This is a genomic window from Streptomyces sp. NPDC060184, assembly GCF_042728795.1.
Classification (GTDB): Bacteria; Actinomycetota; Actinomycetes; order Streptomycetales; family Streptomycetaceae; genus Streptomyces.
On the sequence record NZ_JBHWYX010000060.1, the window covers coordinates 1 to 14,583 of the forward strand.

A 14,583-nucleotide genomic window follows, 5' to 3' on the forward strand; every position below is an offset into this window, starting at 1 on the left:
ACCCGCGCGGGTGGCGGCTTTGACCGCGTCACGGGCGCGCGGGCGCATCGGCCGACGGGCGCGTCAACCGGCGGCTTTCGCCTCCGCCCCTCCCCCGCCCTCGGGGCCGGTCCCCTGGAGCGCGCGCTCCACGGCCGCGTACGAGGCGCCGTGGTCCGTGAGCACGTCCGCCACCACGCCGGGCCGCGCGGCGAGCGCCAGCAGCAGGTGCTCGCCGCCGATGGAGCGGTCGCCCCGGCCCACGGCGATCCGCAGGGAGCCCTCCAGCACCCCCTTGGCGCCGGACGTGAGCGGCCGGCGGCCGGAACGGCGACGGCGGCGGCCCCTGGCGTCCTCCGCCAGCGCCCCCTCGCCGTGCTCCTCCTCGATCCGGGCGACGATCTCGCCGACGTCGATGCCGAGCCCGGCCAGCGCCTGGGTGTCGGCCTTCGTCAGGCCGCCCAGCCGACGGGCCTCGCCGAGCGCCGCCTCCAGGGAGGCCCGGCGGCCGGTGACGCCGAGCGCGGCGAGGGCGTCCGCGGCCCGGCCCGCGTCCTGGTCGAGGAGGGAGAGCAGCAGGTGTTCCTCGGTGATGCTGTCCTCCCCCGCACGCTGGGAGAAGGTGACGGCTCCGGCGACGGTGGCCCGGGCCTCCTGGGTGAAGCGCTCGAACATCAATTCCTCCCGTACTTCTTGTGCACGGCCTGCCTGCTGACGCCGAGTTCGGCCGCGATCTCCTGCCACGACCAGCCCTTGGCGCGGGCGCTTCTGACTTGTACGGCTTCGAGCTGCTCCAGCAGCCGCCGCAGCGCGGCGACGGCCCGCAGCCCGACGCGCGGATCGCGATCCCCGGCGCGTGCGGCCAGGTCCGTTGCTTCGGTCATGATGTCAACGTACGTTGACACCCGACCCGCGTCAACCCTGGTTGACATACGACGTGCCCCGGGGCTCCGCGCAAGAGGGCGGGAAGCGCGGCGCGTGTCACACCGGCAGCCGGTTGGATCGGACGGCGGGCGGGCCTAGGGTCGGGGCATGTTCGCCGCCTACGCAGCCCGCATCGACCGCGAAAACCCCCTGAACGGCCTGGAACTGGGCGAACGCCCCGCTCCGGAGGCCCGGCCCGGCTGGACCACCGTCGAGGTCCGCGCCGCCTCGCTCAACCACCACGACCTCTGGTCGCTGCGCGGCGTGGGCATCACGGAGGACCGGCTGCCGATGATCCTCGGCTGCGACGCGGCCGGCGTCGACGAGGACGGCAACGAGGTCGTCGTCCACTCGGTGATCGGCCAGACCGGCCACGGGGTCGGGCCGAAGGAGCCGCGCTCCATCCTGACCGAGCGCTACCAGGGCACGTTCGCCGAGCGCGTCGCCGTGCCCGCCTGGAACGTGCTGCCCAAGCCGAAGGAGCTGAGCTTCGAGGAGGCCGCCTGCCTGCCGACCGCCTGGCTCACCGCGTACCGGATGCTCTTCACCAACGCCGGTGTGCGCCCCGGCGATTCCGTGCTGGTGCAGGGTGCGGGCGGCGGGGTCGCCACCGCCGCGATCGTCCTGGGCCGCGCGGCGGGCCTCCGGGTCTACGCGACCAGCCGGGACGAGGCGAAGCGGAAGCGGGCGGTGGAACTGGGCGCCGTCGACGCCTTCGAGCCCGGCGCCCGGCTGCCCGAGCGCGTGGACGCCGTCATCGAGACGGTCGGCGCCGCGACCTGGTCCCACTCGGTGAAGTCGCTCCGCCCCGGCGGCACCCTCGTCATCTCCGGCGCCACCAGCGGAGACCGGCCGTCGCACGCCGAGTTGACCAGGATCTTCTTCCTGGAACTCAAGGTCGTCGGCTCGACGATGGGCTCCAAGGACGAGTTGGAGGACCTGCTCTCCTTCTGTGCGACGACCGGCGTACGGCCCGTCGTCGACGCGGTCCTGCCGCTCGACCGGGCCCGCGAGGGCTTCGAACGCATGCTGACGGGCGAGCAGTTCGGCAAGATCGTACTGACCGCGTCCTGATCCGCGCACCGCGAAGTGGAGGGCGGCACGAAACGCGTCATGAGCAGGGGCTACAGTCCCTGCTCATGACAAACGAGTCGTGGGCAGGCTGGTACCGGGACCACTTGGGTTCCGACGCGGCGACCGTCGTCGCGGACGGCGGCGTGATCAAGCTGCGCATCCGGGGCGTCGACTTCGAGGGCAAACGCCTCGACGACCTCCGCCCGGTGGGGGAACCGCTCCCGGACGGCGCCTCGTTCGCGCTCGCCGACGGCGCCCTGACCGACTGCGTCCTGGAGTGGGACCAGCCGGTGACCGTCGTCGCGGAGGGCACCGGCTCCGTGGAGACCGAACGGCCCGCGACGCTGAGCTGCCTCTTCTCCCTGCGCCGCGCGGACCCGGACGTACACCTCGCCCTGCACCTGGACGGCGCGCTCTACGAATCGGCGCGCGCCGAGCGCGACTTCGCGGCGGCCCTGGCCGCGATACGGGACGCCCTCCCCGAGGGCGTCCAGCTGCTGCGCGCTCCGGCTCTCTGACGGCCCGGCCACCGCTGCCCCGGACTCCGAGCGCGGTGTCGCCGAACTCCCGGAAGCCGGATTTCGTTCCCCGCTCTGCCAACAGCGAGGCCGGGTTCCCTTCCCCCGCGCCCCGGGGCAGAGTCGCACCATGAAGATCCTGATTCTGGGCGGCACGGAGTTCGTCGGACGCGCCGTCGCCGAGGCGGCGCTCGGGCGCGGCTGGGACGTGTCCGTCTTCAACCGTGGCCGCCAGGCGCCCATCCCCGGGACGGAGGCGCTGCACGGCGACCGGACGGCGGGGAAGGCCGGTCTGGCCGCCCTGGAGAGCGGCGCGTGGGACGCGGTGGTCGACACCTGGACCGGCGCGCCCGCGGCGGTCCGGGACGCGGCCCGGCTGCTCGCGGACCGGGCCGGCCACTACACGTACGTCTCCACCCGCTCGGTACACCCGTATCCGGCCGCGGCCGGACTGCCCGAGGACGGCCCGCTGGTGTCCGGCGCCTCCGCGGACGAGGCGGGCGAAGTCCCGTACCCGCAGGCCAAGCTGGGCGGTGAGCTGGCCGCGCTCGACGCCTTCGGCGACCGCGCCCTGCTGGCACGCCCCGGCCTGATCCTCGGCCCGTACGAGAACATCGGCCGGCTGCCGTGGTGGCTGACCCGGACAGCCCGGGGCGGTCCGGTCCTGGCGCCGGGCCCTCACGACAGCCCGCTCCAGTACATCGACGCCCGCGACCTCGCCACCTGGGTGCTGGACGCGGCGGAGCGGGGCCTGCACGGCCCGTACAACACGGTCAGCGAGTCCGGCCACGCCACCCTGGGCGAGCTGCTGGACGCCTGCGTCCGGGTCACCGGCTCCGACGCCGAACTGCGCTGGACCGACCCGGACACCGTCCTCGCGGCGGGTGTGGAGCCCTGGACCCAGCTCCCGATCTGGCTGCCCGCCGGGGAGATGCACGACACCCTCCACCGGGGCGACGTCAGCAAGGCCCTCGCCGCCGGTCTGCGCTGCCGTCCCGTCGGCGAGACCGTCGCCGACACCTGGACCTGGCTGCGATCGATCGGGGGCGTCGCCCCACAGCGCCCCGGCCGGCCCCCGGTCGGCCTCGCCCCGGAAGTGGAGGCCCGCCTGCTCGCGACCGGCTGAGGCCCCGGGGCGGCATACGGCCTACCGTGGCGCCATGACCGACTTCCTCCTCCACCTCACCGAACGCTCGCTCTGGACAGCGGCCCTGCACGAGGGCGCCTACACCTGGTCCACCCGGGGCCGCACCCTCCAGCAGGAGGGCTTCATCCACCTCTCCCACCCCCACCAACTCCCCGCCGTGGCCCGCATGCTGTACGGCTCCGGCTCCGGCTCCGGCTCCGGCTCCAAGGACGTGGAGCTGGTCGTCCTGGTCATCGACCCGGCCCGCCTCACCGCACCCCTGCGCCACGAGGCCATGTCCGAGGGCGGCGAGGAGTTCCCCCACCTGTACGGGCCGCTGCCGGTGGACGCGGTGGTCGAAGTGCGGGCGTGGACGGGCGACGGGGGCGGCGGAGTGGCGCTGAAGGCATCCGGGACGGCCGCCCAAGCCCGAGCCGACGTCAACCTCCCGCAGGAACGGTGACCCAGAAGGTACGGGCCTTCTCGACGGGTCCTTCGCGCCGTCTCCCCGCACAGCTGCTTCGCTCGGCCGAGCGCAGGCCTTGGCGTACAGGGCGAGCTCTCCCGGCTCGGTGACGCCCAACGAGGAGGAGACAAGCTCGACGTGGGCCCGTCCGCCGGCTCCCTCGGCGCGAGGGTTGAAGCCATGGACGGGGAACATGTCCACCCATGTGGTGGCGGGAAGGATGCCCAGCAGATGCTGACGAGGGTCGGCGCGATCTCACGCATCTGCGCTGACCCCTGGCCGGAAAGCACCGCACCCGGCCCGCCATGGACGCCACATTCGGCGCCCTGAGGACCTGGTGCGGTCAGGTGGGCTACGCGACCCGCGAAGCTCGCGGGTCGGACGGCCCGGCCAGAGATCAGACCTTCTTGGTTTCCATGTGACGGGTCGGGTCGGCGACCTGCGGTGATCACTCCTGCGGGCCGCTGACCCGGCCTTTCACCGTTGATCAGCGATGGGTCCCGACTTCCCTGACCGGGCGTCCTGCGGACTGCGTGCGGACTGCGGGGAAGCATTCAAAGTGCCCCCGCCCTGCCCCCCCTACTGAAGTGCTGCTGCCTCCCTGAGGCGGCGTCACTGAAGTCGGGGCACTCCTTCACCCAGCAAGAGCCTCCGAAACGGCGGGAACAAGGCCCTCGGCAACCATGATCCTAACCAGGAACAGACACTTTCTGTCATTCTGACGCCTTTTGGGCAGTCCGCTTCATGAAAGCGCGAGGCTAAAATCCGAAAGCGTCCACAAAGAAGATGATGCCTAACCGTCGCATCCTACTGGAGGAGCGGACCACCCACCGTCAGAAGTCGCACAATACGGAGCGCCGAGAAAGCCGCTAGAACCCCCAGCAGTTGCGATATCGAACCGAATTACGAAGCACCATCCTCCCGCATGCGCTGAAGGATGGCCGTAAGGTCGGCATCGAGCGCCAGGTTCCCCGGACGAGCACGATAATCCACTTGGCTCGGCAGGATCGCGATCTGATCACTGAACCGATCACCGAACTCCCGGTCAAGCCCGACACCGACGAATCCTCGACGAACATCGCTCTGGGACGTTTCCTCAGTGGCAAGGCCGAGTAGGGCCGCTTGGGAGTTCATAGAACTCGCGTGCACGCGCTGCCAATTGTTAGCCACCATACGGCGACACTCTTCGATACTCATTCGACTCAGTCCGGTGTTCACGCGAGTCGGGGCATGCGCCAAACTGCCGGCAAAGTTGAAGAAGTTGCTGATGGCGTACCGACTTCGTCGCCACATGTACGCACGGTAAGGAACGTTTTGAGGAAGATACCCAGGCGTGACGTTCAGCCAGATTTCGTCGTAGCTTCCGGAGCCGTCCGCGCGAAATTCGTTGTCGAGCTCCTCCAGCCAAAGCCCTGATGTCCAGCCGTACGTTTCTCCCTCCATTAGCAGAATCCGCAGAAGCCGGTCTTCCAAACCGTCCAACGCGTAGTCGAATAGCGCGCCGATCGCGCCGACGGTGAGCGAGTGCCGAGTCCTCATGTAGCGCAGGAGCAGGTTGGCGTACTCGATCAGCTCATACCGTTCAGATTTCGGGAATTGCTCGACATACTTGCGTTGATGGGCGATTCCAACAACCTCCTCAGGAGTGATACCCAGTGGGACTTCGCTCATGTAGTCGATCCCAGTTGCCGTGGGCCGGAGGAGGAGGCTCCAAGGATTCGGGAATGTCTTGAAGTGTTTCAGGAGGTCAGGCGCGGTGTCCGCGAAATGCTGCGTGCAGGCAGCGCAGAAGCATGAGGCTTCGACCTGGGCGTCCTCGCCGCCCATTCCCCAGAGGTCTGTGATGTCAAGAGCCACTCCTTGCAACCCGACTCCAGTCAGACGTGCCGCGACGTCTTTAACGATATCGATGCCAGTCCCCAAGATCGCACCTAGCACCTCAGTCGAACGCGGATTGGCAAGGCAGGGCTGCGGCGAGGTCGTTCCGTTGATGTCGCGAGTCAGCAGTCCTTCTCCAGGGATATATCCCATGGTCGGAACGAACGTCAGAATAATATTCTTCCCGAGTGACATGAACGCCTTCACGACATCCTCGAAACTCTTCAGCGCCGGGGAAGGCTGCGCGTAACTGGAGAGCGGAACTCCCCTCATTCCGAGGATCTCATACAGGAGGCCATCCGCCTCTGCTACAGGGAGGGCAACCGTGCGGGAGTCAACGCCCCAGATGGCCCGGAATTCCTCAAGAAGAACCTCGGGGGACTTGTAGCGCAAGATCGATAAGCTGGGAATGTCAAGGACTCCCTCACCGGCCGACTGGGATACGTTGGAGATGCTGAACTGACGGCGGCCCATCTACTTCTTCCTTCCTCTGGCAAGGGCTTGGAGGCCGTTCGATGAAACTTCCATGCGACCGCTAGGGCTGGCACGCAAGTATCCACGGTCGATCAGAAGTCGCATGGCCATTTTCGCCAGATCCGGCGAAAGGTGTGGGGACGCCTCGGCGGCCACCTCGACGGCAACAGACTCCTCCAGACGCCCGTCGAGAGAGCGGGAAGCGCTCCGGGCAAGAGCACTGAGCACTTCGTATTCGGATTCTGAAATGCCCCAAACATGGGGAGCCCTGATAGGTCCCGATGCTGTTTCCCTGGACGATGCAGACCGTGGAGCATGTATGGTGCGATCCCGTGGCCTCACCGGCTCAAGAGTTCGCAAGATCGCGACGGTAACCTCTGCCGCATTCCTGGATGCCAGCTCCTGAGACCCTTGCGCGTCGTATCTGAACTTTTCCGCGTCGGCCTTGTCGCTCACACCCCGGATGACGAGAGCGTCCAGACCGCCGGCGAGGTGAGCGGCCTGCACCAGGCCGGCTCCCTCCATGTCGAGGGCCGCCGCGTCATTGAAGTTCGCGCGCAGATAGGCCGCAATCTCGGACTCGGCGTCAGCTAGAACCACGTCGCCGGATGCGATCGGCTTGAAGTGCACGCCGCCTCGCCCTCGCAAGGCGGCACGTGCCGCCTGGTCGAGCCGATGGGAAGACGGCCAGACGTCGGGACGCACTTCGAATCGCCCCGGACTCTGCTTGCCTCCGTGGATCCCATACACCTTGGTGGCGACAACCACGTGGCCCACCTGAATGTCGCTCTTGAGCCCGCCCGCCACACCCACGAACAGCACCGCTTGAGGGTTGAACCAATGCGCCACGCGCTCGGTGAGCACCGCGGTAGCGCCAGCGCCCACTCCTGCCTCGACGAGCGCGATGCGCCACGGGGTGCCGGGCAGCCGTGCGCTCTCAACACGAGTGCCATGTGGGTGGACGAGCGGCTCAATGTCCGTGACGTGTTCACGCACAGCGAGGTACTCCACGGGCAGCGCGGTCAGTACCGCAATGAAGGGAGCCGGGTCCGACATAGGCAAAGCATACGGATAACTGCCATGCTCTGTGGTGTCGTTGACGCCTCGAAGTGAGGGAGGATCATGCGTTCGGAGAGGTCGGATCAGCAGGGGGTGACCACTCTGGCAGGCCTGCATCTCGTGGAGTACCAAGTGATCAAGGAGGAGCAGAAGGCGAGGATCGGCTTCCGTGACAATCTTCTGTATGTCGCCCTCGCCGCCGTCACCGCTGTAGTCGCCGCCGCAGCCCAGTCGGAGGCACCAGTCCTGTTGCTTTCCCTGCCTCCTGTCTGCGTAGTGCTCGGGTGGACCTACCTCGTCAACGACGAAAAGATCTCCGCGATCGGAACTTACATCCGTGAGGAGTTGGGGCCGCAGCTGGCCGCTCTCAGCCAATCCGGGGACCGTCAGGTCGTAGTCTTCGGATGGGAGATGGCCCATCGTTCAGACGATCGGCGAAAGTCGCGGAAGCTGATACAGCTCCTGATCGACCTGGCAGCCTTCTGCCTGGTGCCACTGGCCGGGTTGGTGGCCTTCTGGACGACGGGCGAATACGACGCCGGATTGTTGTCCGTATCGGTCATCGAAGGATTGGCCATCACAGGGCTCGGCGTTCAAATGCTGCTTTACGCCCGCCCCTCCTCGTGGAGCCCTGCGGCGCCGTCCGGACGGTAGGCACAAGCGGGCGTCCGCCGACGAGGTCAGCCGCTTCCCCTGCGGCCGGCCATTTCTCATCGGGATTCCGGCTGGGAGAGACCGGGTGCGGCTGCGCGCGTCATGCGGCTCGTTCCCGCTGGGCGACCACCTCCCCCAGGAGACATCGGGGGTTGTGGCCGGAGGTCTCGGCTAGGGCGAGGCCTGTGGTCAGGGCGGTCCAGGTGGCGTCGGCGAGGGACCGATCCCGTCGGCGCGGTCGGGGAGGGCCGCGCGCACGTCTTGGCCGTAGCGGCGGGCGGTTGCGACTCGCGGTGCTCGGCGGGCCAAGACCGCCAGGACGGTGCGGAGGGGGAGCAGCTCAACTACCGCCGCTGGATGACCGAGTGGAACTGCGCCCGCAGGACGCTCCAGGCGGCCGAGAAGGGGCCCGCCGAGCGGGAGGGCCGCAAGCCCGTCGAGCTGCCGCACCTGGTGACCCGACCTGCGGCACTTCTACGCCTCCGCGCTCATCGCGGGCGGAGCGGGCGTCAAGGCAGGTACGGATGGTTCTCGGCCACGCGTCCGCCGTCATCACGCTGCGGATCTACGCGCATCTGTCGCAGGGAGAAGAAGACCGCACCCGGCCCGCCATGAACGCCTGTTCGGCGTCCTGCGGACCGGGTGCGAGGGGGGGGTGGGCGACGCGGCCCGCGAGAACTCGCGGATCGGACGCCCGACCTGAGATCAGGCCTTCTTGGTCTCCTAGTAATGGGCCAGGTCGGCGACCTGCGGGGATCTTCCCTGTGGGCTGTTGACCTGGCCTTTTGCTGTTGGCCAGCGATGGGGTGCGACGGTCCTGATCGGGTGTCCTGCGGACTGTGTGCGGACTGCGGCTGCGGCTGCGGCTGCGGCTGCGGCTGCGGCTGCGGCGACCCTTGGTCGAGAGACACCTAAGGTGAGAGGTTAAATCGAACTGGATCTTGGTCCTTAAGGCGCCATCGGGTCCCGCTATGGCGTGCTGGCGACGGTTGAGGAGTTCGAATGAGGCCGGGGGTCTCGCTGCAGTTGTGTCAGGTGTTGCTGGCCGAACTGTTCTCCACCATCCGCCTCGCCTGACAGAGGGCAGTCTTCGACTCCAGCCGCAAACCACAGCAGAGCGTTGGAACAGAATGTGATTGCGGCCTGTGCGACCTCGCCATCGGAGTCCACCGCCAAGGCGGCCACACCGACATCGCCGCCGCCCTCCGCCGCACCGGCCGCGACCACCACCGGACCCTCCCCGCCCTCGGACTGACCTGACGAATCCGGACACAAGATCACTTCTCCAAGACCCTGATGCGTGGCTGGTCTGGCTGGGCGTGTCTTACGGGTGGATGGTGCCTGACTTGAACCATGCGCGGAGGGTGGGCTCCGCTCCGTCCGGGAGATCGTCGATGAATACCACGGCCAGGCCGCGCTGGGCCCGGGAGCAGCAGACGTAGAACAGATTGCGTGACCGTTCGGTACGTTCGGGTTTGTCGGTGCCGGCGAGCATCTTGCCGATGCTGTACCTGTTCCAGGCACGGTCGTCGACCACTACGACGACGTTTTCGAATTCGTCGCCCTTGACACCGTGCTGGGTAGAGAACGGGGTGAGTTCATCGATGAAGTGGGTGACGCTGATGACTTCACGGTAGGACACGGCGCGGAGGCTATTGGAGAAACCCGCCCGTCGCTGATCACGCTCCTCCAGGTTCGGCGCGGATCTCCGGCGCTCCAAGTCCTTGAGCTTTCCTGGCAGGGCGAGGAGATGCCCGTCAGCCATCAGATCGAGCACCTCGCCGATTGTGCCTGTGCTGCGTACGTCGTCGAGCGCACGGATCGCGTCACTGATCGCACGTTTGTGGGCATGATGGGTGATCCGGATTCGTCCCTCGTCCAGCAGGTTGGTCAGTTCGGCGAAGTCATTGTTGCGGAACGCTGTGCTGACGGCCTCGATGCGAGTGAGGTATTGGATGTAAGGCTCGTTGCGAGCCATGAGGTCGTCGGGACCGTAGCGGCCCAGCTTTCGGTACTGCTCCAAGAGGTTCGCGTACTCCAGGGTGCCGGCTATCCCCCGGTGGGTGAGCAGCAGGTACTTGGAGTTCTCCCGGGTCCATCCGTTCCGGGCCAGGACTGCTTCGGCGGCGGCGAGTCGCTCAGGCCCGGCTGGTGTGCTGCTGTTGAGGAAGAGGTGGACTTCGCCGGTCTGCTGCTCGCCGACGGCGTCCTGGGGGAGTTCGGGGCGCATCCGGTTGAGCACCTCGACGATGGGGGGCGAGCAGCGATAGTTCTCGTGCTTGGTGATCTCAGTGAGAAGACCAGGCCGTTTCACCGCTCCGACTCCGGACTCATAGATCTTCTGCATGGAGTCACCGAAAAGACCGACCACGCATTGCTCGCGGCCTGCGCCTGCCAGGTAGTCCAGTAGCAACTGGATCGTCTTGGGCGAGGTGTCCTGGTACTCGTCGACAAAGATGACCGGGTACTTGCAGGTGATGATGCGTACGAGCTTGGGGTGGGCCGTGACGAGACGGAGCGACAGCGCGATGACATCGTCGTGAGAGATGCGCCCCTCGTGCAGCCTGCGCCCACGGTCGGAATACACGATGACGGGAGGATCGGTAACGTCATCAAGGTCTTCCGGTTTCGACAGCTCCTTGTTGTAGTCGAGAATATGCTGCCAGAGTTCACGCTGGTACGGCTGGACGACACTCCACAGGAATTCGTGGATGGTGCCGACATCGACGAGCGGATCTGCGGCGATGCGTTCAAGGATCTTACTCTTGGCGACGTTCGTATAGGTAATGCAGGCGATCCTGCGGCCGTGTGCCTCCAAGTCCGCACGGTGGTGGGCCAGGAGGTGCCGCAGGGCGTGTACCAATGTGGTCGTCTTGCCGGCGCCGGCCCCTGCCTCGACGAGGAAACTACGCCGGGCCTCTATCTCGGTGGCGACGACTTCGAGGGTGCCTAGGCGAGCCACTGCAGTCCTTCGGCGATGTAGCGGGGAACGACCCAGTCCTCCAAGAGCATGACGTCGAAGGCGAAGTCCGTCTTGTGATCCGCGAGTTGCAGTGCGATGTCGTAGGCCTTGGCTTCGATCTCGTCGGTAGTGGGGTCGGCCCCGACCTCCTTGATGAAGGCCGCCCTCAGGGCGAGCTGACGGAAGTCCCGCGCGAGTGCTCCTGCGTTGGCGATGATGAAGGCATCCTCGAAGCTCCGCGCGCAGGCTCCCGAATCTTTCTCGGGGATCTGGTAGGCAACGCGGACATGACCCTGCTGCTTGTCAGCCGGGTCGGTGGCGAGCAGCTCGGTGATGCTGGACTTGGCGGGCAGCCAATGCTTGAGCGTCGAGTTCGAGGTGATCGTCTGCCCTTGGCCGGGTGGGCAGGCCTTGCGATGCTTCGGGCACACCGAGTCGATGTCGGTAATTACAAGCGTCTTGACGTTCAGGAAGCCGAGAAGTTCCCGGAAGCGGACGGCGTAGGCGTCGCCGACCTCGATGACGGATACGTACTGGTTCAGGAGCCCCTTGGCGCAGCGCCGGACCATTTCGGGCAGGATCAGCCGTTCCGCGGTGCCCTCGATCAGGATCACCTTGTCGGCGAAGAACATGTCACACCGGTGCAAGACCATGTACTGGCGCAGGAAGCGCAAGGTCTCGTCACCCTGCGGGGTGGCCTTCACTTTAGCCTCGAAGGTTGAGAGATCCTTGACCGTGAGCTGCGGCTCGGAACGATCGAAGTAGCGCACCGTGTGAAATCCGCTACTGGCAACGATGTGGGAGGAGTGCGTGGTGATGACCACCTGCACCTTCCAGCCCGTCTTGCGATCGATGAAGTCCTGGATGTTCTTGATGAACGTCTCCTGCATCTGGGGATGCAGATGAGCTTCGGGCTCCTCGATGAACAGCACCTGCAGCGCCGGCTTGGGTGTGGTGCGCTCATAGGTCTGGTGAAAGCTGATGACCTGCAGGATCGTGAAGATCAGCTTGCTATAGCCCAGGCCGTTGTGACCTTCGGGAAGATGGAAGTCGTCGTCCCCGGATGGGTACTGGATGCGGGTGCTGCCGCGGAGAATACCTGAGGCCTCGATGAGGGAGACGATGCGGGGCTTCTGAACGGGGGTGATGGTCCCCACCCCGAAGGTGCGCAGGTCTTCGAAGATGGGGTTGAACAGTGTGGCGTAGTTGTCGTCGAGCTGCTGGGAGGCGGACGCCAAAGCCGTCTCGATCTGCTCGATACTCTGGTGACGGTCCTCCTGCCCGCTGTTGACCTTGTAGTAGGCCTCGAACGTCTTCGACAACGTTCGGGCCTTGTCGCTCGGCGTGTCATCCATCTTGGTCTGCGCGTAGACAAACTTGACCGACAGTACGGATTCAGCGGCGCCGCGCTTGATCTCCTTGCGGACGTTTTTGTCCAGGGGGCTGACCGCACGATAGGCCGCGGCGAAATACTCCGAGAAGTTCTTGCGCAGCCACTTGATGCGATCGAAATGCTTTCGCTGGCTGGCCGACCAGAAGTCCTTGAGGAAGTCGTGTGGGCGGGCCACCTCGAGCGCCGCTTCGATCTTGGCCTCGAAGCACGTGTCGTCCAGATCGAGGATCACACCTGTGAGCGGCGCGAGATCGTCCTCTTCCGTGTACTGGATGGTGAGGACCAACTGGACAGCTGGGACGAGATCATAGGCCTTAGCCAACAGGTCTTCGCTCGTCGCGGAGTCGCCATGGTCGGCATGCTTCTGAGCCTCGCCGAAGATCTGTCGCGCCTGTTCGATGTCGGCGATGCGGCAAGTGGAGAAGTCCTCCAGGACGAACCTCGTGTCTTCCTCTCCGAAGAACTTCTCGAAAAGGTTGACGAATGACGTCTTACCGCTGTTGTTGCGCCCGACGATGAGAGTGACCTTCGGGTCAAGCCGGACGTCCACTCTCTCGAGGGCGCGAAAGTTGATCACTTCGGCATGCGTCAGCTGCATCTCACTCCCGATCTTGTCCCCACCCCAGCTCCCGGGAGGGCACCCGTGTGCGTACCGAGAGTCAGACCAGTATCTGATACGGAAGGGGCAGAGGTGCCTACTTGGCCTAAAATGATCAGATGCATGACGCGCTGTGTCGATTTCGGTCGTCGTTTGAGCTGCGCTGATCTTTGTGGAGTCCCTGAAGCCTGAGACGTCGAGAGCGGGCTCTATCGCGCAGGCTAACCTCGATCTTTCGTGACGGCCCACCGAGTCCATCAGCGGACCGTCACGAAAGATCGAGGCTAAGCTCGACGACTTCAAGCCCTACCTGCACGAGCGATGGGCCGAGGGCTGCACAAACGCCCTCCAGTCGTTCCGGACATCCCCGACCGCCCCGGCAGCCCGTCCGCCGTCCCCACGCACGGTCACCGGCTGGATCCTGACCCACCCCGACACCTTGCCGGAGAGCGAACGCCTGAGGCTCAAATCCGTCCTCGCCAGCTGCCCCGAGCTCGATGCCCTCACCGGACACGTCCGCGGGTTCGGGAAGATACTCACCCAGCTCCAGGGCGACCAGCTCCCGCAATGGATCAAGGCGGTCCGCGCCGACGACCCTCCCAGCCTCCACACCTTCGCCAACGGCCTCGAACGCGATCTCGCCGCTGTAACCGCCGGCCTAACACTGCCGTGGAGCTCCGGCGTCGTCGAAGGCCACGTCAACCGAATCAAGATGATCAAGCGCCAGATGTACGGCCGGGCCGGCTTCGGCCTTCTGCGGAAACGAGTCCCCTGACCGCAGCTCTGCTGCTCGACAAGCGGGACCCTTCAGCTGATCGCAAACGACACTGGATCCAGACCCAGCTTGCTCCGGCATGATTCGACGGCCCACGTGACCCAGGCGGTGACGGCGACGTGATCTGCTGCGATCGCGTGAAGCTCACGCGCCTTTTTCTGGGCTTCGACTATCCACGGGGCCAGCGCGTCCTCTCGAAGGACTCGTTCGAAGTGATCGCGGGCCGTGTCCGGGTCCCCAACCAGGGCGGCTGCGATCCCAGTGTCGAAGCTGTCCCAGAAGAATCCCTGCCGCACCGGCCTGGACGTCAGGTATCGGGCGACGTCCGGCAGAGCCGGGAACTTCTCCCTCAGCGCGGTCACGTTCACGGCGGCCCGCCGACTAAGTTCGAGTGCCAGCGGCGTGAACTGGTCCTCGGTGCGAAAGAGCTCGGAGCCGACCCGGACGGCGTCCACGTGGAAGGCCAGGTGGGCCACGTCGTGCCACAGCCACATAGCGCCGACGTACAGACCGCTGCCGGCAATCCGCGGTGGAGTGAACTCCACAACCCCGAGCCACCACCCGTGATCGTCGATCCACAGCCGCGACCGCCCGCGCTGAACCAGGCCGAGCGGTTTCAGGGACTCCCGCGCCGCCGAGTTCATGATCCGGAGCGCCGGACTGCGATCTGCCATGACCGGCATTATCGACTGCCCCACCGATA

The 14,583-nt window shown here is 66.2% G+C and carries 12 protein-coding genes and 2 pseudogenes; 7 read left to right on the forward strand and 7 right to left on the reverse strand.

The genetic code is table 11. The features are described 5' to 3' along the window. Positions 1-63 precede the first annotated feature (63 nt). Positions 64-654: a Clp protease N-terminal domain-containing protein gene (locus ACFWEE_RS29285; protein ID WP_386893635.1), complete on the reverse strand. Its 591-nt coding sequence runs from the start codon at positions 652-654 to the stop codon at positions 64-66. Next, positions 654-863 carry a helix-turn-helix domain-containing protein gene (locus ACFWEE_RS29290; protein WP_266709022.1) on the reverse strand — a complete coding sequence of 70 codons (210 nt, stop codon included), beginning with the start codon at positions 861-863 and terminating at the stop codon, positions 654-656. The genes ACFWEE_RS29285 and ACFWEE_RS29290 overlap by 1 nt, the downstream gene beginning before the upstream one ends. Positions 864-1,011: 148 nt before the next feature. On the opposite strand from ACFWEE_RS29290, the gene ACFWEE_RS29295 reads away from it, so the two are divergent. The 4 genes and pseudogenes from ACFWEE_RS29295 (at position 1,012) to ACFWEE_RS29310 (ending at position 4,084) form a co-directional block, all read left to right on the forward strand. Further along, positions 1,012-1,977 carry a zinc-binding dehydrogenase gene (locus ACFWEE_RS29295; RefSeq protein ID WP_386893637.1) on the forward strand — a complete coding sequence of 322 codons (966 nt, stop codon included), beginning with the start codon at positions 1,012-1,014 and terminating at the stop codon, positions 1,975-1,977. Between the two features lie 65 nt (positions 1,978-2,042). Further along, a pseudogene (locus ACFWEE_RS29300) lies at positions 2,043-2,474 on the forward strand (DUF6304 family protein); the annotation flags it as partial. A 151-nt stretch (positions 2,475-2,625) separates the two neighbouring features. Next, on the forward strand, positions 2,626-3,621 hold the full coding sequence (locus ACFWEE_RS29305; protein ID WP_386893639.1) for an NAD-dependent epimerase/dehydratase family protein: 996 nt from the start codon (positions 2,626-2,628) through the stop codon (positions 3,619-3,621). A 34-nt stretch (positions 3,622-3,655) separates the two neighbouring features. After that, positions 3,656-4,084, forward strand: a complete 429-nt coding sequence (locus ACFWEE_RS29310) for a DUF952 domain-containing protein (protein ID WP_386893641.1) — start codon at positions 3,656-3,658, stop codon at positions 4,082-4,084. A gap of 906 nt (positions 4,085-4,990) precedes the next feature. Here the strand turns inward: ACFWEE_RS29310 and ACFWEE_RS29315 are convergent. Both ACFWEE_RS29315 and ACFWEE_RS29320 read right to left on the reverse strand, forming a co-directional pair. Next, on the reverse strand, positions 4,991-6,439 hold the full coding sequence (locus tag ACFWEE_RS29315) for a hypothetical protein (RefSeq protein WP_386893643.1): 1,449 nt from the start codon (positions 6,437-6,439) through the stop codon (positions 4,991-4,993). Next, positions 6,440-7,495, reverse strand: coding sequence for a 5'-methylthioadenosine/S-adenosylhomocysteine nucleosidase (locus ACFWEE_RS29320; RefSeq protein WP_386893645.1), 1,056 nt, complete (start codon positions 7,493-7,495; stop codon positions 6,440-6,442). Positions 7,496-7,561: 66 nt separating this feature from the next. Between ACFWEE_RS29320 and ACFWEE_RS29325 the strand changes: the two genes are divergently transcribed. Together ACFWEE_RS29325 and ACFWEE_RS29330 are read left to right on the forward strand one after the other, a co-directional pair. Next, on the forward strand, positions 7,562-8,152 hold the full coding sequence (locus tag ACFWEE_RS29325; RefSeq protein ID WP_386893647.1) for a hypothetical protein: 591 nt from the start codon (positions 7,562-7,564) through the stop codon (positions 8,150-8,152). A gap of 327 nt (positions 8,153-8,479) precedes the next feature. Beyond that, positions 8,480-8,855, forward strand: a pseudogene (locus tag ACFWEE_RS29330) (tyrosine-type recombinase/integrase); the annotation flags it as partial. Positions 8,856-9,476: 621 nt separating this feature from the next. On the opposite strand, the gene ACFWEE_RS29335 reads toward ACFWEE_RS29330, so the two are convergent. Together ACFWEE_RS29335 and ACFWEE_RS29340 are read right to left on the reverse strand one after the other, a co-directional pair. Then, positions 9,477-11,114: a UvrD-helicase domain-containing protein gene (locus ACFWEE_RS29335; protein ID WP_386893649.1), complete on the reverse strand. Its 1,638-nt coding sequence runs from the start codon at positions 11,112-11,114 to the stop codon at positions 9,477-9,479. Then, positions 11,102-13,105, reverse strand: a complete 2,004-nt coding sequence (locus ACFWEE_RS29340; protein ID WP_386893651.1) for an ATP-dependent endonuclease — start codon at positions 13,103-13,105, stop codon at positions 11,102-11,104. Before ACFWEE_RS29340 ends, ACFWEE_RS29335 begins: the two co-directional genes overlap by 13 nt. A gap of 421 nt (positions 13,106-13,526) precedes the next feature. Here ACFWEE_RS29340 and ACFWEE_RS29345 point away from each other — a divergent pair, with 421 nt between their 5' ends. Next, a complete protein-coding gene (locus ACFWEE_RS29345) occupies positions 13,527-13,880 on the forward strand; it encodes a transposase (protein WP_386893703.1) in 354 nt (117 codons plus the stop codon). Between the two features lie 32 nt (positions 13,881-13,912). Here the strand turns inward: ACFWEE_RS29345 and ACFWEE_RS29350 are convergent, their stop codons facing one another. Continuing rightward, on the reverse strand, positions 13,913-14,554 hold the full coding sequence (locus ACFWEE_RS29350; RefSeq protein ID WP_386893653.1) for a hypothetical protein: 642 nt from the start codon (positions 14,552-14,554) through the stop codon (positions 13,913-13,915). Positions 14,555-14,583 lie beyond the last annotated feature (29 nt).